The sequence below is a fragment of the Streptomyces sp. NBC_01571 genome (assembly GCF_026339875.1).
Taxonomy (GTDB): domain Bacteria; phylum Actinomycetota; class Actinomycetes; order Streptomycetales; family Streptomycetaceae; genus Streptomyces.
Genome location: NZ_JAPEPZ010000001.1, coordinates 6,685,426 through 6,708,828 on the forward strand (window position 1 = coordinate 6,685,426; position 23,403 = coordinate 6,708,828).

Consider the following 23,403-nt stretch of genomic DNA (forward strand, 5'->3'; position numbering starts at 1 on the left):
CAGGCTCCGCCGGAGAGGCGGCCCGCGCTCGAAGATGTCGGCCGGGCCTTCGCTCGAAGGTGCCGGTTCGTGCTGGTGGTACCGGTTCCGGGGCCGGTGGAAAAGCGATTTGCGCTGGTCCACCCAGGTGACGTAACGTTCAGTTCAACGACGCGGGGTGGAGCAGCTCGGTAGCTCGCTGGGCTCATAACCCAGAGGTCGCAGGTTCAAATCCTGTCCCCGCTACTCAAGACTCAGGGCCCGGATCTTCTGATCCGGGCCCTGAGTGTTTTCCGGGGGACGCGCGGCAGTGAAAGAGCCCCGGCCGCCCTCTCGGGGGCCGGGGCTGCGGTGCGTGCGGTGCGGAGGTCAGTCCGCCGTCGAGCAGTCCGGGCACACACCGCGGTACGTCACCTCGACGTCCGAGACCGCGAAGCCGAAGCGCTCGGAGTCCGGGAGGTCCGCCAGCGGATTGCCGCCCGGGTGGACGTCGCGGATCGCACCGCACCGGGCACAGACCAGGTGGTGATGCGGACGGTGCGCGTTCGGGTCATAGCGCTTCGCGCGCTTGTCCGTGGCGACTTCCAGCACCTCGCCGAGCGAGACCAGCTCACCCAGCGTGTTGTAGACGGTCGCCCGGGAGATCTCCGGCAGCTTGGCGACGGCCCGCGCGTGCACCTCGTCGGCCGTCAGGTGGACGTGATCACCCTCGAGCACCTCGGCCACGACACGTCGCTGTGCGGTCATGCGCCAGCCGCGTCCGCGCAGTCGTTCCAACAGGTCACTCATGCCGACCAGCCTAACAGCAGGGGGACCAGATCCCGATCGAGTGTGACTTTGGAAGCCTATTTGACTTAGACATTGTCCATTGTAGGATCGGCCCGATAGTGGCCGGGGAACAGGTCCGGGCAGGAATGACGCAGGAGGCGCACGTGACGCAGGGACCGCTTACGACGGAGGCCGGTGCGCCGGTGGCCGACAACCAGAACAGCGAGACCGCGGGCGTGGGCGGCCCCGTGCTCGTCCAGGACCAGCTGCTGCTGGAGAAGCTCGCCCACTTCAACCGTGAGCGCATCCCGGAGCGCGTCGTGCACGCCCGGGGCGCCGCCGCGTACGGCACCTTCACGCTCACCCGCGACGTGTCGCGGTGGACGCGCGCGAAGTTCCTCTCCGAGGTCGGCAAGCCAACCGAGACGTTTCTGCGGTTCTCGACGGTGGCCGGGAACCTCGGCTCCGCGGACGCGGTCCGTGACCCCCGCGGGTTCGCGCTGAAGTTCTACACCGAAGAGGGCAACTACGACCTCGTCGGCAACAACACCCCGGTGTTCTTCATCAAGGACGCCATCAAGTTCCCCGACTTCATCCACACGCAGAAGCGCGACCCGTACAGCGGTTCGCAGGAGGCCGACAACGTGTGGGACTTCTGGGGGCTGTCCCCCGAGTCCACCCACCAGGTGACCTGGCTCTTCGGCGACCGCGGCATCCCCGCCTCCTACCGTCATCTCAACGGGTACGGCTCGCACACGTACCAGTGGAACAACGCGGCCGGCGAGGTCTTCTGGGTCAAGTACCACTTCAAGACCGACCAGGGCATCAAGAACCTGACCACCGAGGAGGCCGTCCGTCTCTCCGGCGTCGACCCCGACTCCCACCAGCGCGACCTGCGCGAGGCCATCGAACGCGGCGACTTCCCGTCCTGGACCGTACAGATCCAGGTCATGCCGGCGGACGAGGCGGCGCACTACCGCTTCAACCCGTTCGACCTCACCAAGGTGTGGCCGCACGAGGACTACCCGCCGATCGAGATCGGCAGGCTGGAGCTCAACCGCAACCCGGAGAACGTCTTCGCCGAGGTGGAGCAGTCGATCTTCTCGCCCGCGCACTTCGTACCGGGCATCGGCCCCTCGCCCGACAAGATGCTCCAGGGACGCCTGTTCGCCTACGGCGACGCGCACCGTTACCGCGTCGGCGTCAACGCCGACCACCTGCCGGTGAACCGCCCGCGCGCCACCGAGGCGCGTACCAACTCCCGTGACGGCTCCCTGTACGACGGCCGGCACGGGCGCGCCAGGAACTACGAGCCGAACAGCTTCGGCGGCCCGTTCCAGACGGACCGCCCGCTGTGGCAGCCGACCGCGGACTTCACCGCGGGCACCGGCAACCACGAGGCCCCGGTCCACTCCGGGGACACCGACTTCGTACAGGCAGGTGACCTCTACCGGCTGATGTCCGAGGACGAGCGGGGGCGTCTGATCGAGAACCTGGCGGGCTTCATCGCCAAGGTCTCCCGTGACGAGATCGCCGAGCGCGCGATCGCCAACTTCCGTCAGGCGGACGGTGACTTCGGCAAGCGGCTGGAGGCCGCCGTCCAGGCCCTGCGCGGCTGATCACCAGCACTGGATCGCTTGTCGTCGACGGCGGGCCGGAACTCCTCGGACGACGAGGGGGTCCGGCCCGCCGGTATGGGCGCGGGACCCGCTCAGGCCGGTACGCGCTGCCGGGCCGGTGCCCAGCAGCGGATGATGTCGCGCACCGAGACGATGCCGACGGGGCCGCTGCCGTCGAGCACGATCAGATGGCGGAAGCCGCCGTGCGACATCGCCGCCGCGGCCTCCTCCAGGGTCCAGACCGGGGCGGCGAAGACGACCTCGGTGGTGGTGTGGGTGTCGGCGGTCTCGGCGTCGGGGTCCTGACCGAGGGCGAGCGAGTTGAGGATGTCACGCTCGGTGAGGATGCCGACGCCGCCGGCGTCCTCGTCGAGGACGACGGCGGCGCCGACGCGGCGCGCGGACATCAGACGGGCCGCCTGGCGGAGGGTGTGTGCCGGGCCGATGGTGAGGACCACCGTGCTCATGGCGTCGCGGACGAGCATGGAAGGAGCCACCTCCTACGAATCCGTCGAGCTTGCGAGCGGATTCACAAGTTCACAAGTGGGGGGACTCTCAGAGTCGCAGTTAAAGGGACGGTCAACAAGGGGGCGCGTGCCGTGAGATCGGGGGCGCCCGGGGGTTACTCAGAAACCCCAGGTCGCCCCGGGGTGCCCAGGAATCCCCTTCAGTAGCGCTGGTTCAGGTATCCGAGCATCTCGTCGTGGAGGATGCCGTTCGAGGCGGCCGCGTTGCCGCTGTGCGGGCCCGGGCGGCCGTCGAGGCCGGTGAAGGAGCCGCCCGCCTCGGTCACCACGATCGCGTTCGCCGCCATGTCCCAGAGGGAAAGCTCCGGCTCGGCGCAGATGTCCACCGACCCCTCCGCGACCATCATGTACGGCCAGAAGTCGCCGTATCCGCGGGTGCGCCAGACGGCCTTCGTCAGGTCCAGGAAGCCGTCCAGACGGCCCTGGTCCTCCCAGCCGGACAGCGAGGAGTAGGCGAAGGAGGCGTCGGCCATCCGGGAGACCTGGGAGACGCGCAGTCGCGAGGCCGAGGAGAGGCTGCGGCCGGTGAACGCGCCGTGGCCCTTCGCCGCCCACCAGCGGCGGGCGAGCGCGGGCGCGGAGACGACGCCGACGACCGGCTGGTAGCCGCCCTCGACGGCTTCCATCAGGGAGATCAGCGTGGCCCAGACGGGGACGCCCCGGACGTAGTTCTTGGTGCCGTCGATCGGGTCGATCACCCAGCGGCGCGGGCCCGTGCCCTCGATGCCGTATTCCTCGCCGAGGACCGCGTCGCGCGGCCGTGCCCGCTGGAGATGACCGCGGATGAGCTCCTCGGCGGCCTTGTCCGCCTCGCTCACCGGCGTCATGTCCGGCTTGGTCTCGACCTTCAGGTCGAGCGCCTTGAACCGGTCCATCGTCGCGGCGTCGGCGGCGTCCGCCAGGACATGGGCCAGGCGCAGGTCATCGCGGTAGTCGGGCATGACTGCACCGTATATGGGTCCCTCGGGCCACAGCCAGACGGCCCGGGGAACAAGCGGGGTCGGACGGGGCGCGCCACGGGGAAGCCGGTGCGGCACGCGTTCTCCGTGTCGCGCCACGGGTGATCGCGGGCGCGCGGTCGTGCGGGGAGCCGTGACGGACGCCGCCGTACGGCCGGGTGATCGTCGCGGCGCGCGACGCCTCGCGTACGCCCCTCGGCGCCGCCGCGAACCCTTGACAGTGCCCGTGCACGCGTCAAATCTGAGCTGCAGTGCCGCCCGCTCGCCCCAGGGAGGCGAATGATGCCTGCAGCGCGGGAATCGCTTCTGGACGCCGCTCACACGGCGCTCGCCCGTCGGCCGTGGTCCACGGTGCGGATGGTCGACGTCGCGGCCGTGGCCGGAGTGTCCCGGCAGACGCTCTACAACGAGTTCGGCAGCAAGGAAGGCCTCGCACGGGCGCTCGTGCGGCGGGAGGCCGACGGTTATCTCGCCGGCGTCGAACGCGCGCTGGCCGCGCACGCGGACGCGCGCGAGCGGCTGGTAGCGACCGCCGAGTGGACCATGTCGGCGGCACGCGGCAACGCGCTGGTACGGGCCATGCTCACCGGCTGCTGGAGCGAACGGCTGCCCTCGCCGACGCTCTCGGCGGTGCCGTCCTCGTCCGCGGTGCCCGCGCAACGGCGGGCGGACGGGCCCCTTCCGTCGCCGGCCGACTTCGTCGCCCTCGTGAGAGACCGGGCCGTCGCGGCGCTCGCCGGTCCCGGCGCGACCCGGGCCGACGCCCTCGAACTGGCCGGATCCTGCGAGCTGGTGACGCGGTTGGCGCTGTCGTGCGTGGCGGCTCCGCCGGGGGAGGGCGGGGTGACGGACCTGGTGCGGGGCGCGTTGCCCCGGCAGTGGCGGTGAAGGTCGCGCCGTACGGTTCGGCGTCGCCCTTCATGATCGGGCCACCGCGCGGTAGGGCGTCGCCCTTCACGGTCGGGCCCTGCCCCGGTGCCGGTGGGCGGGCGGCTCAGTGGGCCGACCCCGAGAGCTGGAGGCCGACGACGCCGATGATGACGAAGCTGATCGAGACGATCTTCAGGGTCGACACCAGGTCGCCGAGGAAGATCATTCCGTAGATCGCCGTGCCCGCCGCGCCGATGCCCGTCCACACCGCGTACGCCGGGCCGACGTCGAGTTTCTTGAGGGAGAGGGTCAGCAGGCCGAAGCTGCCCAGTGCGAAGACGCAGAAGGCGACTGTCGGCCAGAGTCTGGTGAAGCCGTGCGAGAGCTTCAGACAGACGGCGAAACCGGTTTCGAGCACTCCTGCCACAACGACCAGCAGCCACGCCATGTCTTGTCCTTCCGCGTCCGCACGTCGACTGCTCCGTCTGGCTCGGATCAGGCCAGCGGTCCCCGAGGGCGCTGGGTGCGATTATGCATTTACCGGGCTGCCGCGGACGCAAACAACGCGGAGGTCACGAAGGGAACCTCGATCGTCCCGTGCGGGGGGACACGCGTGGGCGTACCGGGATCAGTCGCCCTCCGTGCGTTCGCGCGTCGCCAGCAGCCGGCGCAGCGAGTAGAGCCGGGCCGGGTCCGCGTGACCGTCGGCCACCCACTGGTCCAGGGCGCAGTCCGGTTCGTCGTGGCTGCACGCGCGCGGACAGCCCTCGGTGCCGGGTTCGAGGTCGGGGAAGGCGTGGATGACCCGGGACGGGTCCACGTGGTGCAGGCCGAAGGAGCGGACACCGGGGGTGTCGATGACCCAGCCCTCGCTGCCCGGCAGCGGAATCGCGCGCGCCGAGGTCGTGGTGTGCCGGCCGCGCCCCGTCACCGCGTTGACATGGCCGGTGCTGCGCCGCCGCTCCAGCGAGACCAGCGCGTTGACGAGGGTCGTCTTGCCGACGCCGGAGTGCCCGACGAACGCCGTGATCTTGCCGTCGAGTTGCTTGCGCACCCGCTCCACCGCCGTGCCGCTCTCCAGCTCCTCGCGGCTGGTCACCACGTAGGGCACGCCCAACGCCCCGTACATCTCGAGGAGTTCGTCGGGCGGAGCGAGGTCGGACTTGGTCAGCACCAGCAGCGGCTCCAGGCCGCCGTCGTACGCCGCGACCAGACAGCGGTCGATCAGCCGCGGGCGCGGCTCGGGGTCGGCGAGGGCCGTGACGATGGCGAGCTGGTCGGCGTTGGCGACCACCACGCGCTCGTACGGATCGTCGTCGTCGGCCGTGCGGCGCAGTACCGAGGTCCGCGGCTCGATCCGGACGATGCGGGCGAGGGTGTCCTTCGCGCCGGTCAGGTCGCCGACGAGGGCGACGCGGTCGCCGACGATCGCTGCCTTGCGGCCCAGTTCGCGGGCCTTCATCGCCATGACCGTACGGTCCTCGACGAGGCAGGTCAGGCGCCCCCGGTCGACGGTGAGGACCATGCCCTCCGCGGCGTCCTCGTGCTTGGGGCGGATGTTCGTACGCGGCCGGTTGCCCTTGCGGTTCGGCCGCTGGCGGATGTCGTCCTCGTCGGTGTTCTTGCCGTAACGGCGCATGATCCAGGTCCGCCCGTCAGTTCCCGAGCGTTCCGGGGGTCCCGAGCATTCCGGTCCACAGGTCGGGGAAGTCCGGCAGCGTCTTCGCCGTGGTCGCCACGTTCTCGATCTGCACGCCCTCCACGGCCAGCCCGATGATCGCGCCGGCGGTGGCCATGCGGTGGTCGTCGTACGTGTGGAAGACGCCGCCGTGCAGCCTGCGCGGGCGGATGTGCAGCCCGTCGGCGGTCTCGGTGACGTCACCGCCGAGTTCGTTGATCTCCTTGGTGAGCGCGGCCAGCCGGTCCGTCTCGTGCAGCCGCAGGTGGGACACCCCGCGCAGGGTGGAGGGGGAGTCCGCGAGCGCGGCGACGGCCGCGATGCCCGGGGTCAGCTCGCCGACCTCGCCGAGGTCCACATCGATACCGTGGATCGCACCCGAACCGGTGAACTCCAGTCCCCTGTCGGTCAGTTCGCAGGATCCACCCATTTCGGTGAAGATCTCCCGCAGTCGGTCACCGGGCTGGGTGGTGCGAGCAGGCCAGTCGGGTACGACGACCGTGCCGCCCGTCACCAGGGCCGCCGCGAGGAACGGCTGCGCGTTCGACAGATCCGGCTCGATGATCAGGTCCCGGCCGAGCAGCGCGCCCGGGGTGACCCGCCAGACGTTGGGCTCGCCGCCGGACTCCGGGGTGTCCACCTGGGCGCCGACCGCGCGCAGCATGTCGACCGTCATCCGGATGTGCGGCATGGAGGGGAGCGTCGAGCCGATGTGACGGACTTCGACACCCTGGTTGAAACGGGGGCCGGAGAGCAGCAGGGCCGAGACGAACTGCGACGAGGAGGACGCGTCGATCTCCACCGGGCCGCCGTCCAGGGCGCCCCCGCCGTGCACCGTCAGCGGCAGCGCGCCGCGGCCCTCGTCGTCGATGCGGGCGCCGAGCAGGCGCAGCGCGTCGATCACTCCGTTCAGCGGGCGCTCGTAGGACCGCGGGTCGCCGTCGAAACGGATGGGGCCGTCGGCGAGCGCGGCCACCGGGGGCAGGAAGCGCATCACGGTGCCGGCGTTGCCGACGTCCACCGTGGCCGGGCCCCGCAGGCCCGAGGGGATGACCCGCCAGGCCTCGCCGGAGGCGTCCGGGCCGGCCGCGACCGTGGAACTGGACGCCACCGTCTCCTCGACACCGACCCCCATCGCGCGCAGCGCGCCCGCCATCAGCAGTGTGTCGCGGGAGCGCAGCGGGCGGCGCAGCCAGCCCGGCTCGGAGGCGAGTGCGGCGAGGACGAGAGCGCGGTTGGTGACCGACTTCGACCCGGGCACGTGGACCGTCGCGTCGACGGCTCCGCTCGCGTGCGGGGCGGGCCAGAGGGCGGTGTGGGCGGGGTTCGCGGTCATGGGCCCCACTTTAGTGGCTGGGGATGGGCGGAGATCTTGATCAAAAGTGGCGGAACCTGAACGAAAACGCTCCGCTGGGTGGGGGGAGGGGAGGGGGAGCGTCGGGTGCGGGTGGGTGGGGGCTGGGCGCGCAGTTCCCCGCGCCCCTTTCGGGGCGTGGGTGCCTGGGTCGGCTGCGTGCTTCCCGTGTTGCCTTCGGGGCGTGGGTGGGCGCGGGGGGACCGGCGGGCGCCCCCCCGCGTTCCCTTCGGGGCCGGGGTCAGAGTGGGAGGAGCCAGTGGGCGCCGCCGAGGAGGGAGCACAGGGACACCGCGTGGAAGAGGAAGAGCCATACGCCGGCCGGTACGTGGGTGAGGCGGGAGAGCTGGTCGGCGTCCGAGTCGCGGGCGCCGCCGCGGCGGCGCTTGGCCTGGAGCTCGAAAGCCGGCCGGACACCGCCGAGCAGCAGGAACCACACCACGGCGTACGCGAACGCCGCCTGCACCTGGGGCCCGGCGAGCCAGGACACCATCACGAACAGACCGCCGGTGAGGACCACGGTGAGCATGCCGTACGCGTTGCGGATCATCACCAGCATGGCCACCAGCAGAGCCGTGGCCAGCCACAGCAGCAGCGTGATGCGGCCCGCGCCGAGCAGCGCGGCGCCGCCGAGACCGAGCAGCGGAGGGGCGGTGTAGCCCGCGGCGGCGGTGAGGATCATGCCGAGGCCGGTGGGCTTGCCGCGGCTGACGGTGAGGCCGCTGGTGTCGGAGTGCAGCCTGATCCCGCTGAGGCTCCGCCCGGTGAGCAGGGCGACCAGCCCGTGGCCGCCCTCGTGCGCGATGGTGATGGTGTTGCGGGAGACGCGCCAGACGCCGGGCGGGACGATCACGGCGAGGGCCGCCACCAGGGTGGCTATCACCACCCACAGGTCGGGGTCCGGCTGGGTGCCGGAGACCTGGTCCCAGAGCGAGGCCAGCGAGGTGGATGCGGTGCTGTCCATTGTCTGCGGTGGCTCCCTCAGGTGTCGCGGAATCTGGCAGTGTGGCACGTATGTGCGGACGGTATGCAGCGAGTCGTGGGCCCGAGGATCTCGCAGGAGTCTTCGAGGTCGAGAAGTGGGAGCCGGAGGAGGCCCTGGCTCCCGACTACAACGTGGCCCCGACGAAGGAGGTCTACGCCGTCCTGGACCGCCCTCTGAAGGACGCCGCCAGCCCGAGGCCGGTTCGCCAGCTGCGCAGACTCAAGTGGGGACTCGTCCCGTCCTGGGCCAAGACACCCGAGGGCGGCGCCCGGATGATCAACGCGCGGGCGGAGACCGTGCACGAGAAGCCCTCGTACCGCCGTGCCTTCGCGACCCGGCGCTGCATCGTGCCCGCCGACGGCTACTACGAGTGGGTCACCGGGGCCGCCGAACGCGGCCTGGAGGTCGAGGGCAGGAAGAAGCGGCCGCGCAAACAGCCGTACTTCGTGCTCCCCGCCGACGGCTCGGTCTTCGCGATGGCCGGGCTGTACGAGTTCTGGCGGGACCGGACGCTCCCCGATGAGCACCCGTTGGCCTGGTGGGCGACCTGCTCCGTCATCACCACCGAGGCCGAGACGGACCCGCTCGCGGAAGGCCCGGCCGAGGGCCCGCGGACCCTGGCCGACATCCACCCCCGGATGCCCCTGATGCTCACCCAGGACCGCTGGGACGCCTGGCTCGACCCGGCCCGTACCGACGTCGACGAACTGCGCGCGCGCTCGCCCCGCCGCCCACGGGGCTGATGCGCGCCTACCCCGTCTCCACCGCGGTCAGCAGCGTCCGCAACAACGGCCCGGAGCTGCTGAAGGAGCTGGAGGGGCCCGAAGAGGGCACACTGTTCTGACGTGACGGACTCTGACGTGACGGGCTCTGACATGACGGACGATGTGACACAGGTCGTCGAGACGGATGCCGGAACCGCCCGCCTCACCTGGCATCGCGCGCAGCGGGCACGGCTCGTGCTCGCCGTGAGCCACGGAGCGGGCGGCGGCACCGAGGCCCGGGACCTGCGGGCGCTGGCGCGGGTGCTGCCCGCCCACGGGGTGAGCGTCGCGCTCGTCGAGCAGCCCTGGCGGGTGGCCGGGAAGAAACTGGCGCCCGCGCCGAAGACGCTGGACGCGGGATGGCGGGGCCTGTGGCCCGCGGTCGCGAAGTCCGGGCTCCCCGTGATCGCGGGCGGGCGCAGCGCCGGAGCCCGCGTCGCCTGCCGCACGGCGACGGAACTCGGCGCCGCCGCCGTCCTCGCGCTCAGCTTCCCGCTGCATCCGCCGGGCCGGCCCGAGAAGTCCCGCGCCGGGGAACTCCTCGGCTCCGGGGTGCCCACCCTCGTCGTCCAGGGCGGCAATGACCCCTTCGGGAAGCCGGAGGAGTTCCCGGAGGGCTCGTACGAACTGGTCGAGGTGCCGTACGGCGATCATGGCTTCGCGGTACCCCGACGGGCGCCGCTCGACCAGGATGAGGCCGTGAGGATAGTCACCGACGGCGTCGTGCGATGGAGCGCGGCACTGCCGTAGGCGGGCCGTCACCGGCGTGGGGGTGGAGCGCGTCACTCACGAGAACACTGGGAATGTCGCGCGGCGGTCGGCTGTTGTGCCGAGCAGGAAGCACGGACCGTGCTGAACCGTTCGAACGAGAGGAAGTCCGCCGCATGGGTTCGACCATCTGCCCGAGCCGCAGCAGCGCTGAGCTGGACTGGACGGTGCTGCACGCGTCGAAGGCCGCCCCCGTTCGGGCGGCGGCGGGTGTGGATGTTCGTCTATCCTCCGATTCGAGTGGGACCGGTTTCGGTTCCACCACATCGCTGGAGGAGGTGGGTCCGGTCACTGGGACCGACGCAGGGACCGAACACGGCCAGGCGGAGCAGCCCGAGGGCCAGGGCACGGGTGCGGAATCGACCGCCGAGCGCACCGCGCGCTTCGAGCGGGACGCGCTCGAATTCCTCGACCAGATGTACTCGGCCGCCCTGCGCATGACGCGGAACCCGGCCGACGCCGAGGACCTGGTGCAGGAGACGTACGCGAAGGCGTACGCGTCCTTCCACCAGTTCCGTGAAGGCACCAACCTGAAGGCTTGGCTCTACCGCATCCTCACCAACACCTTCATCAACTCGTACCGCAAGAAGCAGCGTGAACCCCAGCGCAGCGCGGCCGAGGAGATCGAGGACTGGCAGCTCGCGCGTGCCGAGTCGCACATGTCGACCGGTCTGCGGTCGGCCGAGTCGCAGGCGCTCGACCACCTGCCCGACTCGGACGTCAAGGAAGCGCTGCAGGCGATTCCCGAGGAATTCCGCATCGCCGTCTATCTCGCGGACGTCGAGGGCTTTGCGTACAAGGAGATCGCGGACATCATGGGGACACCCATCGGCACGGTGATGTCCCGGCTGCACCGGGGCCGTCGTCAACTGCGCGGCATGCTCGAGGACTACGCCCGTGACCGTGGCCTGGTCCCGGCCGGCGCCGGAGAGTCGAACGAAGCGAAAGGCTCGGGCTCATGAGCTGCGGAGAGCCGCACGAGACGGATTGCAGTGAGGTACTCGATCATCTTTACGAGTTCCTCGACCATGAGATGCCGGACGCGGACTGCACCAAGTTCGAGGTGCACTTCGAGGAGTGCTCTCCGTGTCTCGAGAAGTACGGCCTGGAGCAGGCCGTGAAGAAGCTGGTCAAGCGGTGCTGCGGGCAGGACGACGTGCCGACCGACCTGCGGGCGAAGGTGATGGGCCGGATCGACCTGATCCGCTCCGGACAGACGGTGCCGGAGCACGACGTCAGCGCGACACCGCAGGAATCCTGAACCTCCGGGATCCTGAACCTCGGGGATCCTGAACCTCCAGCGGCGGTGCCCCTGGGTGTCCAGACCCCGGGTGTCCGACCCGGGGAAATCGTCCGGTTATCACCCGAACGTGCGAATCCGCGGGCTTCGAGCCCGCGGATTCGGCCGTTGCCGCCCCCGCCCCCACGCCGCGCCCCTAGGCTCCGGAACCTGAGCGGGGGAGGGGACGCGGAGATGGGGACGATTCCGGCAGGGGCCCGGGTGTACGTGGCCTGTGTCGTCCTCGCCGCCCTCGCCTGCCTCGCCCCCCTTCCCGCCGTTCCCACCTCCTGGTGGATCGTCGCCCTGCTCGCCGCGCTGTACGCGGGATGCGAGCGGATCACCCTGCCGCACGGCCCCAGAGGACCCGCCGCCCGTGCCGCCGAGCGACGCGCGCCGCAGGGCCTGGGCGCCTTCCTCCCCGTGCTGCTCGCCGGCGCCTTTCTGCTGCCGCCGGCCGCCGCCGCGCTCGTCGCGCTGCCGGGCGCGCTGCTCGCCCGGGTGGAGCAGCGCCCGCGCGGACTCCGCCGGACCTGGCGCGCGGCCCAGCTCGCCGTCGCCGTCTGGGCGGCCTCCCGGGTGCACTGGGCGCTGGACGGCGGGGACGCGGTCGTCGCACCCCGCTTCCCGTACACGCTCGTCCCCGCCGGGGCCGCGGTGCTCACTTTCTGTCTGGTGCTGACCGTCCTCGACGGCGGGATCCTGGCCCTGGCCGAACGGGTTCCGGTGCGCGGCGCCTGGCGCGGTCTCTTCTCCCGCTCCCTCGCCTCCGTCGCCGTGCACGGACTCGCCGGACTGATGATGGCGGTCCTGTGGCGCAGCCCGTACGGGCCGGTCGCCGCGCTGCTCGTGCTGCTGCCGATGTACGTCTCGTGCTGGGTGTTCGCCCAGTACCACCGGGAGCGGGCCGCCCACCAGGCCACCATCCGGGCTCTGGTGCAGGCCGTCGACATCAAGGACGAGTACACCCGCGGACACAGCGAGCGGGTCGGACAGGCCTCCATGATGATCGCGCGCGAACTCGGCATGGACGACGAGCGGGTCGAGGGGCTGCGGTTCGCCGGGATCCTGCACGACGTGGGCAAACTCGGGGTGCCCACCCGGCTGTTGCGCAAGGACGGCCCGCTCACGCCGGACGAACGGCGGATCATCGAACTGCATCCCGAGTACGGCCACGAGATGGTGCGCGGGATCGGCTTCCTCGGGGAGGCCCGCTCGGCGATCCTGCACCACCACGAGCGGCTCGACGGGAGCGGGTACCCGTACGGACTGGTCGGAGGGCAGATCCCGGAGTTCGCCCGGGTGGTGGCCGTGGCCGACGCCTTCGACGCGATGACGTCGACCCGGTCCTACCGCAGGGCCCGGCCGGTGCCCGCGGCGCTGGCGGAGCTGGAGCGCTGCGCCGGGGTCCAGTTCGACCCCGGGATGGTGCGCGCCCTGGTACGGGCCCTGGACCGGCACGGCTGGCACCCCGCGGTGACCGCGGGCGACGACCGGACGACGTCCCCCGTCCCCCGTCCGACGGACAGCCGTCCCGCCGACAGCGCGGGCCGGAGGGGCCCATGAACCCGGCGGAGGGGAGCGCCGCCGCCCCGCGCCGGCGCCAGGAGCGCCAGGGATACGCGGAGCGCGAGGGATACGCGGGGTACCGCGAGGGGTACGCGGGTTCCGAGGAGTACGCGGGGTACGAGGAGTACGCCGGGTCCGCCCGGTCCCAGGCCGACGCGGATCACCCCCTCACCGGCCCGCACCACGACATCTTCGGCACACTCGCGCGTACCGGTGCCGCCCTGCTCGGCGTCGTCGCCCTGGCCGTCACCCTCTGGAGCGGTATCGACGAACGCGGGACGGCCCTCGCCTTCGGCGTTCTCGTCGCCGTGGGGGAACTCACCCGCTGGAGGGGCACCGGGGACCGGGAGTCCGCTCCTCTCGGGGCCGCGGGCGCGCTGTCCTACGCGCTGCTGGGCGAGCAGGCGGGGCACCCCAGTCAGCACGGCGCGCTCCAGGTCGTGGCCGTCGTGAGCGCCGCCGCGCTGCTGGGCTGCGTCCCGCACGTCGCCCGCGGCGGCGGGCCGACGCTCGACCACCTCACCCGGCGCGTCCTGACCGTCGCCTTCGCCGCCGTCTGTTTCCAACCTCTGTACAACCGGGGGAGGTTGATGGGATGGGCCGGCCCCTCGTACGCCCTGCTGCTGGTCGCGCTGCTGGTGCTGACCGCGCTGTGCGACGCGGTGCTCACGGCCGCGGTGGCGCACGCCCGGACCCGCTGGCCCTTCGGACCGCTGCTGCGGGACGAGCTGCGGGCCACCCTCGGCATCGGGTCCGCGGTCTGCGCGACCGGGGCCGTGATGTCGCTCGCCGTGGCGGTCGTGGGGCTGTGGGCACTGCCCGTGTTCTCGCTGCCGCTGCTCCTGACACAGCTGTCCTTCCGGCGGTACGCCGCCGTGCGGGTCACCTACCGGCAGACCATCGCCTCCCTCGCGCGGGCGACCGAGATCGCCGGCTACACCCCCGCGGGGCACGCCCGCAGAGTCGCGGCGCTCAGCCGCGCCGTCGGGCGTGAGCTGGGACTCTCCGAGCCCGACCTGACCGTTCTGGAGTACGCGGCCCTGATGCACGACATCGGACAGCTCAGCCTCGTCGATCCGGTCCCGGCCGGCGCCACCTCCGCGCTCTCCGCCGAGGAGCAGCGCCGCATCGCCCTCCTCGGCGGCGCGGTCGTACGGCAGACCGGGGTGGACGCCGAGGTCGCGGTGGTGGTGGAGCGGCAGGCCGATCCCTACCGGGAGCAGCCGGTCAGCGCGCGGATCGTACGGACGGTGAACGCTTACGAGGAGCTGGCCAGGGAAGCAGGGCCGGGAGGGCCCCTGACCGCCCTGGAGAAGCTGCGGCTGGCCACGGCCCACGACCATCAGCCCGAAGTCGTGGAGTCGCTGGCCAGGGTCCTGTTGCGGGGCAGCCTTACCCTGCGCCAGGCTGGGTAACCCATGGGTAATGAGCGCCCGTCCGACGGTACGTGGTTGGATGCGAGGAAGAGGGTGTTCGGGGGCACGGGCCAGCCCGTGGCCGCACTGTCTTCAAGGGACTCTTCGAGCGACCGGCAGGCGGGAATCGCAAGGAACTGGCAGGCGGGAATCGTGAGGATCTTCGGCAAGGGACGACACCGGCCCTCCGCCTCATGGCGGCAGGCCACCGACCGTGCGTTCACGCTGATCGGTGACGGCCGGTACGAGGACGCGGGCGCGCTGCTGACACGCGCCGCGGACCTGGAGCCGTGGCTGTCCGAGTCCTGGTTCAACCTGGCCCTGCTGCACAAGTTCCGGCACGACTGGGAACAGGCCAGGGCGGCCGGTCTGCGGGCCGTCGCGCTCCTGGACCGGGAGGCGGGCGCCCCCGACTGGTGGAACGTCGGCATCGCCGCCACCGCCCTGCAGGACTGGCCGCTGGCCCGCCGTGCCTGGCAGGCGTACGGGCTGCGGGTGCCCGGCGGAGCCGCCGTCTCCGGCGAGCCCGCGGGCATGGACCTGGGCAGCGCGGCCGTACGGCTGTCACCCGAGGGCGAGGCCGAGGTCGTGTGGGGCCGCAGGCTCGATCCGGCCCGGATCGAGGTGCTGTCCATTCCGCTTCCGTCCTCCGGGCGGCGCTGGGGCGAGGTCGTCCTGCACGACGGGGTACCGCACGGCGAGCGGACCACCGCCGCCGGGCACGCCTACCCCGTCTTCGACGAGATCGAGTTGTGGGCCCCGTCCCCGGTGCCCACCTGGGTCGTACTGCTGGAGGCGGCCACCGAGGAGGACCGGGACGCCCTGGAGCAGCTCGCGGCCGACGCCGGCTTCGCCGCCGAGGACTGGTCGTCCTCCGTACGGCTGCTGTGCCGGATGTGCTCCGAGTCCCGGATGCCGTCCGACGAGGGCGACGGCGAGCACCTCGACCCGCACGACCACAGCGAGCCGGGTCACCCGGGTCCCCTCGGCCACCGCACCGACGGGCAGCTGTGGGTGCCCGAGCGGGAGTGCGGGCTCGCGGCACCGGCCTCGCTGGTGCGCGGACTGCTGGACGGCTGGGTCGCCGACAGCCCCGACTCCCGGGACTGGCGGGACCTCGAAGAGGTCTGTTAACCGGGTGCCGCCGGGCGCGGACGCCTGCCGAGGGGCGCGCGCGGCCCCGTAGGCTGTATGCCGCAGAACTCTCATGGATTCCAGGAAGGCGTACGTCGGTCATGGCGCAGCAGGACACCGAACAGCAGCACGCGGGCGTGCTCCCCGTGGACGACGAGGGCTTCGTCATCGACACCGAGGACTGCGAGGAGCGTGAGGCCGCCTACCGCGAGCCCGGCACCTCGCGGCCGATCACGGTCGTCGGCAACCCGGTGCTCCACAAGGAGTGCCAGGACGTCACGGAGTTCGACGACGAGCTCGGCCGCCTGATCGCCGACATGTTCGCCAGCCAGCGCACCGCCGAGGGCGTGGGCCTGGCCGCCAACCAGATCGGCGTCGACCTGAAGGTCTTCGTGTACGACTGCCAGGACGACGAGGGCACGCGGCACGTCGGTGTCGTCTGCAACCCCGTCCTCGTCGACCTGCCCGCCGACCGGCGCCAGTTGGACGAGAGCAACGAGGGCTGCCTCTCCGTGCCGACCGCCTACGCGCCGCTGGCCCGCCCGGACTACGCCGAGGTCACCGGGCAGGACGAGAAGGGCAATCCGGTCAGGGTGCGGGGCACGGGCTACTTCGCCCGCTGCCTCCAGCACGAGACCGACCACCTGTACGGCTACCTCTACATCGACCGGCTCTCCAAGCGTGAACGCAAGGACGCGCTGCGGCAGATGTCCGAGAACGAGCCCCGCTACCCGATCGTCGCGAACGACTGAGCTGCGGCCGTGAACGGCTGAGACAGAAAACGACAGACGGGGCCCGCGATCTTCCGTGGGTTCCGTGCGAACGGCGCCTGGTCAGAGACTTCCCTGACCAGGCGCCGTTCGTATGTGCGTCGCACGTTCGATCGCCTACGTCCGCTAATGATCCATATTCAGTCATGCAAGGGGGTGTTCTCGGCACTCTCAGGTAGTGAGTGGAGCAAATCCATTCCCAGGACAGTCGGTTGTGGTGCTGAATGGGAAGTGCGGGGATACGCAACGGCGCACGCCCGGCACGACGAGAGGGGCGTAGCGCCAACTGGCGGCTGAGAGGGGTTTGTTCGTGCATGCTTTCTCACACGGCACTTCATCGACACCGACCGTGGTCGCGGTTCCACCGGCGCTCTCACTCCCGGTGATCGAGGCCGAGTTTCCCCGTCAACTGCATCCGTATTGGCCCAGGCTCCAGGAGAACACACGTTCGTGGCTCCGGGAAAAACGGCTCATGCCTGCCGACAAGGTCCAGGAATATGCCGACGGCCTTTGCTATACGGACTTGATGGCGGGCTACTACATTGGCGCGGCCGACGAGGTCATGCAGGCGATAGCGGACTACAGTGCGTGGTTCTTCGTCTGGGACGACCGGCACGACCGGGACGTCGTCCACGGGAGGCCGGCGGCCTGGCGGAGGCTCAGGTTCCAGCTCCATGAGGCGCTCGACTCCCCCCAGGACCACCTGCATCACCCGGATCCCCTGGTCGCGGGGTTCGCGGACAGCGTGGTGCGGCTGTACTCGTTTCTGGGCGACAAGTGGAACGCGCGCTTCGCGCGGCACTTCCACGCGGTGATCGAGGCATACGACCGGGAATTCCGGAACCGTACCTCCGGAACCATTCCCACCGTCGAGGAATATCTCGAACTCCGGCGGCTCACCTTCGCCCACTGGATCTGGACCGATCTCTTGGAGGCGAGCGCGGGTTGTGAACTACCCGCCGTTGTGCGGAACAGTTCTGTATATCGGCGGCCGGCCCTGCTGAGTCAGGAATTCGCCGCCTGGTACAACGATCTCTGTTCGCTCCCCAAGGAAATAGCGGGCGACGAGGTGCATAATCTCGGAATCAGTCTCATTCATCACGAGGGGCTGACTCTCGAGAGTGCCGTCAAGGACATGCGGCAGCGAGTCGAGGAATGCGTCACCGAATTCCTCGAAGCGGAGGAGGAGCTCGACGAGTTCGCCGACACGCTCGCGGACGGCTCCGTGCGAGGAAAGGAACTGAGCGGCGCCGTGAAGTCCTGCCTCGGCAATATGCGGAACTGGTTCAGCTCCGTGTACTGGTTCCACCACGAGTCGGGCCGGTACACCGTCGACAGCTGGGACGACCGATCCACACCCCCGTACGTCAACAACGAAGCGGCAGGTGAGTCATGACCGTCGAGTCCGTAAGGCCCGCGCACCCCGAGGCGCCGGAGCTGCCCGCCCCGCCCCTCGCCGGAGGCGGTGTCCCCGTCCTCGGCCACGGCTGGCAGCTGGTCCGCGACCCGCTGGGCCTCTTCGCCCGGCTCCGGGAGCACGGCGAGGTCGTCCGGCTCAGGCTGGGCCCCAAGACGGTGTACGCGCTCACGTCGCCGGCCCTCACCGGGGCGATGGCGCTGAGCCCCGACTTCAAGATCGACGGACCGCTCTGGGAGTCGCTGGAAGGGCTGCTCGGCAAGGAGGGCGTCGCCACCGCCAACGGCCCCCGGCACCGCCGTCAGCGGCGGACCATACAGCCCGCGTTCCGGCTCGACATCATCCCCGAGTACGGGCCGGTCATGGAGGAGGAGGCACGGGCCCTCGCGGAGCGCATGGGGTCGGGGCAGGTCGTCGACTGCACCTCCGAGTCGTTCCGGGTGGCCGTGCGTATCGCGGCGCGCTGCCTGCTGCGCGGGGAGTACATGGACGAGCGCGCCGAGCGCCTCAGCGTCGCGCTCGCCACCGTCTTCCGCGGCATGTACCGGCGCATGGTCATCCCGGCGGGCCCGCTCTATAGGCTGCCGCTTCCGGCCAACCGCAAATTCGACCGCGCATTGGCCGATCTGCATGTCCTGGTCGACGAGATCGTCGCCGAACGCCGCGCATCTGGTCAAAAGCCGGACGATTTGCTGACGGCCTTGCTGGAAGCGAAGAACGAGGACGGTGAGCCGATAGGGGAACAGGAGATCCACGACCAGGTCGTAGCGATACTCACCCCCGGCAGCGAAACCGTCGCATCCACGATCATGTGGCTGCTGCAAGTCCTCGTGGAACACCCGGAACACGCCGACCGGGTCGCCGAGGAGGTCAAATCCGTCGCCGGGGACCGGCCCGTCGCATTCGACGACGTCCGGAAGCTGTCGCACACGAACAATGTCGTCGTCGAAGCGATGCGGCTGCGCCCCGCGGTATGGATTCTGACGCGGCGTGCGGTGACCGAAACGGAGCTCGGCGGCTATCGGATTCCGGCCGGTGCCGACATCGTCTACAGCCCGTACGCGATCCAGCGTGATCCGCGGTCGTACGACGGTCATCTGGATTTCGACCCCGACCGCTGGCTTCCGGAACGCGCCAAGGACGTGCCGAAGTACGCCATGAGCCCCTTCAGTGTGGGCAACCGGAAGTGCCCGAGTGACCACTTCTCGATGGCGCAGCTCAGCCTGATCACGGCGACGGTGGCGTCCCGTTGGCGCCTGGAGAGGGTGTCGGAGTCGAACGACACGACGCGCGTCGGCATCACGCTGCGGCCGCACCGGCTGCTGCTGCGGACCGTGCCGCGCTGACCGTGCGTGACGGCCCGCGTCCGTACCGGTGCACGGTCAGGCGGCCCCCGGGACCCTGAACGTGCGCCGGTACGCATGCGGGGTCGTCCCCAGACTCCGGACGAACTGGTGGCGCAGCGCGGCCGCGGTGCCGAACCCGGTGCGGCCCGCGATCGAGTCCATCGTCTCGTCCGTCGCCTCCAGCAACTCCTGCGCCAGCAGCACCCGCTGGCGCAGGATCCAGCGGTAGGGCGTGGTGCCGGTCTCCTGCTGGAAGCGGCGCGCGAAGGTGCGCGGGGACATGTGGGCGCGGGCCGCGAGCTGTTCGACGGTCACCTCCTCGTCGAGGTGGCGCTCCATCCACACCAGCACCTCGCCGACCGTGTCGCAGGTGGAGCGGGGCAGCGGGCGTTCGATGTACTGGGCCTGGCCGCCGTCCCGGTGCGGGGGCACCACCATGCGCCGGGCGATGGCGTTGGCGACCTCCGGGCCCTGCTCCTTGCGGACGATGTGGAGGCAGGCGTCGATGCCCGCGGCGGTGCCGGCCGAGGTGATCACCGGGTCAGCGTCCACGTACAGCACGTCCGGCTCGACGGTCGTGCGCGGGTACTGCCGGGCGAGCTCGTCCGCGTGGTGCCAGTGCACGGCGCAGCGCCGCCCGTCCAGCAGCCCGGCCGCGCCGAGCACGAAGACGCCGGAGCAGACGCTGAGCACCCGGGCGCCGCGGTCGACCGCGCGGCGCAGCGCGGCGAGCAGTTCGGGCGGGTAGGAGCGGGATGCGTAGGCGTTCCCGGCCGGCAGGGCGATCAGGTCGGCCGTCTCCAGCCGCTCGAGACCGTGCTCCGTGTGGAGCGAGAACCCCGCGTGCGTGCTCAATGTCGGGCCCTCGGCGGAGGCGACCGCGAAGTCGTACACGGGCAGCCCGTCGTCGCTGCGGTCGATGCCGAACACCTCGCAGACCACGCCGAGTTCGAAGGGATGCACTCCGTCGAGCAGCACGGCGGCCACGTTCCTCAGCATGCCGTCCAGTGTGCCTCAGGGTTGGCAGGAATTCGAGGGTGCACGGCAGTGCTGCCACTGACGGTAAGGAGCGATCGGCGCGACAGTACTGTTCATGAACTCATTCATGGACAACCTCGTCGGAATGCTCCCCGTCCTCGCCGTCCTCGCGGCCCTCGCCGTGGTGGCGCTGCCGTCGCTGATCGGGCTCGCGCACGAGCGGCGCGTGGACCGTCAGATCAGGGCTTCGTCACTCGCACGGTGACCGTCCACTCCTGGAGGCCCTTGCACGACATCCGGTGCGGCTCGGTGGCGCACAGCGGGCGGGACGAGGTGAGGCGTACGGTCCCCGCCGAGACCGCCCGGAAGGCGGCGGAGGCGTCGCCCGGCTGGAGGACGATCCCGCTGTTGGTGGCCTCCAGACCGTTGCCGTCGGCCTTGACGGGCGTCCAGGGCCGGGCGGCGGTGCCGTCCAGGGAGAGGCGGAGCTCCCCGCCCGTCGCGAGGCAGTACGTGCGGCCGGCGTCGGCGGTGCCGAGCTCCGCGGGCGCCGTGCCACAGCCCTGGGAGTGCTTCGTGGGGGACGGCGACACGGTGCCGCTGCCTCCCGCGTCGCCTCCGCCCTGTGTGCCGCAGCCCGCGAGCAGCAGCGTCAGGGCGGCGAGGGCGAGGACCGGGTGAGTGTGCGTAGGGCGCATGGGGGTGACCTCCTTGTCGCTTGGACGTGTCACCCGCGTATCAGGATCCCCACCGGAGGGGCGGGACCCCGGCCGCGACTACGGCCCGGGTCCCGCGGTGCTCAGCTGGTCGTGACGGCGGTGTCGTCGAGGACAAAGCTGGTCTGGAGCGAGGAGTCCTCCGCACCGCTGAACTTCAGGGTGACGGTGGAGCCGGCGAACGAGGACAGGTCGAAGGTCTTCTGGGCGTACCCGGTGGCCTTGTCGAGGTTGGAGTACGTGGCCAGGGTGGTCGATCCGGCGGTGACCGTCAGCTTGTCGTAGGCGCTGCTGGTGGTGGTCTCCGCGGTGTCGATGTGCAGGTAGAAGGTGAGGCCGGCCTTGCAGCCGGCGGGGATCGTCACCGACTGGGAGAGCGTGTCGGTGTGGGTGGAGCCGTAGCCGTCGAGCCAGGCCTTGTACGAGCCGGCGTGCGCCGCCTCGCCGGTGTCGTTCGTGATGACGCCGCTCGACGCGGTCCACGAGGCGCTGCCCGACTCGAAGCCCGGGTTGCCGAGCAACTGCGCCGAGGTGCAGCCGCCGCCGGAGGTGCTCACGGTCCAGGTGAACGAGGCCGAGCCGGAGGCGCCCGTGCTGTCCTTCGCCGTGACGGTGACCGCGTAGGTGCCCGCGGTGCTCGCCGTGCCGGAGATCAGTCCGGTCGAGGCGTTGATGGACAGCCCCGTCGGCAGCCCGGTCGCGCTGTACGTGAGGGCCGCGCCCGCGCTGTCACTGGCCGCGATCTGCAGGCTCACCGAACTGCCCGTCGCGGTGGACCGGTTGCCCGGGTTGGTGACGGTCACCGTGTTGCCCGTGCCGGTGCCCGAGGTGAAGGCGGCCGTGCCGTTGGGGGTGCCCCAGCCGGTCGGTCCGTCGTAGCCGGCGGTCGCGGTGCAGAAGTACGACGGCGAGCAGGAGCCGTTGTTGCCGCTGGTCACGTCGTAGAGGCTCGACGTGTGGGAGTAGGGGTACTTCGCCGGGTAGTCGGCGGAGCCGGGGGTGCCGGCCAGTGCGTAGACACCGGCGATGATCGGCGCCGAGGCGCTGGTGCCGCCGTAGACCGCCCAGCCGGAGCCGCCGTAGGTGTCGTACACGGCCACGCCGGTGGCGGGGTCGGCGACCGCGGAGACGTCGGACTCCATGCGTCGCGAGCAGCCGGTGTCGGTCTGCCAGCTCGGCTTGGCGTCGTACGCGGAGCAGCCGGAGCCGGTGCCCTCGGTGCTGCTGGTCTTCCACACGGACTCGGTCCAGCCGCGGGAGCCGGAGGACGTGGACAGCGCGGTGCCGCCGACGGCGGTCACGTACTGGGACGTGGCCGGGTACTCGGCGCCGTAGGCCTCGTCACCGGAGGAGACGGTGATGGCGACGCCCGGGTGCTTGAAGTACGAGGTGTCCTCGCTGGTCTGGGAGGACGACTCGCCGCCGCCCCAGCTGTTGGACACGAACTTCGCGCCCAGCGCGACGGCCTCGTTCTCGGCGGTGCCGAGGTTGGCGTCGGTGGGCGAAGTGGCCTCCACGAGGATGATGTTGCAGTTCGGGCAGACGGCGCTGACCATGTCGATGTCGAGCGCTTCCTCGCCCGCCCAGCCGCTGTCGTTCGTCGGCAGCGAGGTGGTCGAGCCGGTCTGGCTGACCTGCTTGAAGCAGCCGTTGGCCTTGGTGCAGGCCGACAGGCCGAACTGCGAGCGGTAGGTGGCGAGGTCCGATTCGGCGTTGGGGTCGTTGTAGGCGTCGACCACGGCGACCGTCAGGCCCGAACCGCCGGTCGAGGGCAGGTTGTAGGCGCTGTGCAGGTTGGCCGGGCTGAGGCCGGACACCGCGGCGGCGGCGTCGGGGGAGACCGCGGCGGCCAGCCTCTGCTTGATGTCGGTGCGGCGCTGGGCGAAGCAGGCCGCGTGACCGGGCGTCGGAGCGCCGCACAGATGGGTGGTCGGCACCTTCTGGCCCGCCCTGCCCGTCGCGTGGACGGCCTGGGCGGCCGGAGCGGTCAGGGCCTTCGCGTTCTGGGTCACGCGAGAGGTGTGTCCGGTGGCCGGCGCGGTCTGGGCGCCGGCGGCCGGGGCCGCCATGAGACCGGCGACGGTGAGGGCGAGTGCGGGGGCGGCGGCGGTCAGGAGTCTTCGCAACCGCCGGGCGGGCCTGCTGGAGCGTGTCTCACTCATGGGAGTGCTGCCTCCATCGGTTTGAGGCCGGTGCCGCGCGGGCCCGGGTGGGGCCGTTACGCGGTTCCACAGCCGGGAGTGGGGTTCTCGGCGCTGAGCTCAGGTGGGGACCCGTGACGCGCGTAGCGCGGTGAACGCAGAGCTTTGTCATGGGCATGACACATTGATCGTCCAGGGATGCCACGGGGCGTGGCACGGCGGGACGGCCAGAACGTAACCGGCACGGACGGCAATCGAACAGTCACGCCCGAAGAACTTTGCCGCTCCATAGGCGGGGATTGGCACGGGGATTGGCGTGGCTGGGGGCGGACGTGACGAAGCCGGGCCGCGCACGCGGCCCGGCCTC

22 protein-coding genes, 1 tRNA gene and 1 pseudogene are annotated in these 23,403 nt (G+C 71.0%); 14 read left to right on the top strand and 10 right to left on the bottom strand.

What is annotated here, in order from left to right; genetic code table 11:
* Positions 1-151: 151 nt before the first annotated feature.
* Positions 152-225 (top strand) — tRNA-Met (locus OHB41_RS30235).
* Between the two features lie 123 nt (positions 226-348).
* Here the strand turns inward: OHB41_RS30235 and OHB41_RS30240 are convergent.
* Entirely contained in the window at positions 349-768 is a 420-nt protein-coding gene (locus OHB41_RS30240) for a Fur family transcriptional regulator (RefSeq protein ID WP_266701261.1), read from the bottom strand.
* Positions 769-893: 125 nt separating this feature from the next.
* Here OHB41_RS30240 and OHB41_RS30245 point away from each other — a divergent pair, with 125 nt between their 5' ends.
* On the top strand, positions 894-2,366 hold the full coding sequence (locus tag OHB41_RS30245; RefSeq protein WP_266701262.1) for a catalase: 1,473 nt from the start codon (positions 894-896) through the stop codon (positions 2,364-2,366).
* A 92-nt stretch (positions 2,367-2,458) separates the two neighbouring features.
* Here OHB41_RS30245 and OHB41_RS30250 read toward each other — a convergent pair whose 3' ends face one another.
* Entirely contained in the window at positions 2,459-2,851 is a 393-nt protein-coding gene (locus OHB41_RS30250; protein WP_266701263.1) for a CBS domain-containing protein, read from the bottom strand.
* Positions 2,852-3,033: 182 nt separating this feature from the next.
* Positions 3,034-3,834 carry a histidinol-phosphatase gene (gene hisN / locus OHB41_RS30255; protein WP_266701264.1) on the bottom strand — a complete coding sequence of 267 codons (801 nt, stop codon included), beginning with the start codon at positions 3,832-3,834 and terminating at the stop codon, positions 3,034-3,036.
* Between the two features lie 297 nt (positions 3,835-4,131).
* Here hisN and OHB41_RS30260 point away from each other — a divergent pair, with 297 nt between their 5' ends.
* Entirely contained in the window at positions 4,132-4,740 is a 609-nt protein-coding gene (locus tag OHB41_RS30260) for a TetR/AcrR family transcriptional regulator (RefSeq protein ID WP_266701265.1), read from the top strand.
* A gap of 106 nt (positions 4,741-4,846) precedes the next feature.
* On the opposite strand, the gene OHB41_RS30265 is transcribed toward OHB41_RS30260, so the two are convergent.
* The 4 genes from OHB41_RS30265 to OHB41_RS30280 all read right to left on the bottom strand — a co-directional run bounded on the left by OHB41_RS30265 (position 4,847) and on the right by OHB41_RS30280 (position 8,718).
* On the bottom strand, positions 4,847-5,170 hold the full coding sequence (locus OHB41_RS30265; protein WP_266701266.1) for a DMT family transporter: 324 nt from the start codon (positions 5,168-5,170) through the stop codon (positions 4,847-4,849).
* A gap of 180 nt (positions 5,171-5,350) precedes the next feature.
* Entirely contained in the window at positions 5,351-6,361 is a 1,011-nt protein-coding gene (rsgA, locus tag OHB41_RS30270) for a ribosome small subunit-dependent GTPase A (RefSeq protein WP_266701267.1), read from the bottom strand.
* Between the two features lie 16 nt (positions 6,362-6,377).
* Positions 6,378-7,736: a 3-phosphoshikimate 1-carboxyvinyltransferase gene (aroA, locus tag OHB41_RS30275; RefSeq protein ID WP_266701268.1), complete on the bottom strand. Its 1,359-nt coding sequence runs from the start codon at positions 7,734-7,736 to the stop codon at positions 6,378-6,380.
* Between the two features lie 259 nt (positions 7,737-7,995).
* Positions 7,996-8,718, bottom strand: a complete 723-nt coding sequence (locus tag OHB41_RS30280; protein WP_266701269.1) for a M50 family metallopeptidase — start codon at positions 8,716-8,718, stop codon at positions 7,996-7,998.
* Positions 8,719-8,768: 50 nt separating this feature from the next.
* Here OHB41_RS30280 and OHB41_RS30285 point away from each other — a divergent pair.
* The 10 genes and pseudogenes from OHB41_RS30285 (at position 8,769) to OHB41_RS30330 (ending at position 19,201) form a co-directional block, all read left to right on the top strand.
* Positions 8,769-9,583 (top strand): annotated as a pseudogene (locus OHB41_RS30285) (SOS response-associated peptidase).
* A 31-nt stretch (positions 9,584-9,614) separates the two neighbouring features.
* Complete coding sequence (locus OHB41_RS30290) at positions 9,615-10,253, top strand: alpha/beta hydrolase family protein (RefSeq protein ID WP_266701270.1); 639 nt, start codon at positions 9,615-9,617, stop codon at positions 10,251-10,253.
* Between the two features lie 296 nt (positions 10,254-10,549).
* Complete coding sequence (sigR, locus tag OHB41_RS30295; protein WP_153288710.1) at positions 10,550-11,233, top strand: RNA polymerase sigma factor SigR; 684 nt, start codon at positions 10,550-10,552, stop codon at positions 11,231-11,233.
* Complete coding sequence (rsrA, locus tag OHB41_RS30300) at positions 11,230-11,532, top strand: mycothiol system anti-sigma-R factor (protein WP_148010381.1); 303 nt, start codon at positions 11,230-11,232, stop codon at positions 11,530-11,532. The genes sigR and rsrA overlap by 4 nt, the downstream gene beginning before the upstream one ends.
* Before the next feature lie 213 nt (positions 11,533-11,745).
* On the top strand, positions 11,746-13,116 hold the full coding sequence (locus OHB41_RS30305; protein WP_266701271.1) for an HD-GYP domain-containing protein: 1,371 nt from the start codon (positions 11,746-11,748) through the stop codon (positions 13,114-13,116).
* Positions 13,113-14,534 carry an HD domain-containing protein gene (locus tag OHB41_RS30310; RefSeq protein WP_266701272.1) on the top strand — a complete coding sequence of 474 codons (1,422 nt, stop codon included), beginning with the start codon at positions 13,113-13,115 and terminating at the stop codon, positions 14,532-14,534. Before OHB41_RS30305 ends, OHB41_RS30310 begins: the two co-directional genes overlap by 4 nt.
* Before the next feature lie 153 nt (positions 14,535-14,687).
* Complete coding sequence (locus tag OHB41_RS30315) at positions 14,688-15,668, top strand: tetratricopeptide repeat protein (protein WP_148010382.1); 981 nt, start codon at positions 14,688-14,690, stop codon at positions 15,666-15,668.
* Positions 15,669-15,769: 101 nt separating this feature from the next.
* Positions 15,770-16,420: a peptide deformylase gene (gene def, locus OHB41_RS30320; RefSeq protein WP_266701273.1), complete on the top strand. Its 651-nt coding sequence runs from the start codon at positions 15,770-15,772 to the stop codon at positions 16,418-16,420.
* Between the two features lie 328 nt (positions 16,421-16,748).
* Positions 16,749-17,834, top strand: a complete 1,086-nt coding sequence (cyc1, locus tag OHB41_RS30325; protein WP_266701274.1) for an epi-isozizaene synthase — start codon at positions 16,749-16,751, stop codon at positions 17,832-17,834.
* Entirely contained in the window at positions 17,831-19,201 is a 1,371-nt protein-coding gene (locus tag OHB41_RS30330; protein ID WP_266701275.1) for a bifunctional albaflavenone monooxygenase/terpene synthase, read from the top strand. The genes cyc1 and OHB41_RS30330 overlap by 4 nt, the downstream gene beginning before the upstream one ends.
* A 36-nt stretch (positions 19,202-19,237) precedes the next feature.
* Here the strand turns inward: OHB41_RS30330 and OHB41_RS30335 are convergent, their stop codons facing one another.
* Positions 19,238-20,200: a GlxA family transcriptional regulator gene (locus OHB41_RS30335; protein WP_266701276.1), complete on the bottom strand. Its 963-nt coding sequence runs from the start codon at positions 20,198-20,200 to the stop codon at positions 19,238-19,240.
* 94 nt (positions 20,201-20,294) lie between these two features.
* Between OHB41_RS30335 and OHB41_RS30340 the strand changes: the two genes are divergently transcribed.
* Complete coding sequence (locus OHB41_RS30340; RefSeq protein WP_266701277.1) at positions 20,295-20,444, top strand: hypothetical protein; 150 nt, start codon at positions 20,295-20,297, stop codon at positions 20,442-20,444.
* On the opposite strand, the gene OHB41_RS30345 is transcribed toward OHB41_RS30340, so the two are convergent.
* A complete protein-coding gene (locus OHB41_RS30345) occupies positions 20,419-20,877 on the bottom strand; it encodes a hypothetical protein (protein WP_266701278.1) in 459 nt (152 codons plus the stop codon). The two genes, OHB41_RS30340 and OHB41_RS30345, sit on opposite strands and share 26 nt — an antisense overlap.
* Positions 20,878-20,978: 101 nt before the next feature.
* Positions 20,979-23,057, bottom strand: coding sequence for a putative Ig domain-containing protein (locus OHB41_RS30350; protein ID WP_266701279.1), 2,079 nt, complete (start codon positions 23,055-23,057; stop codon positions 20,979-20,981).
* Between the last annotated feature and the right edge of the window lie 346 nt (positions 23,058-23,403).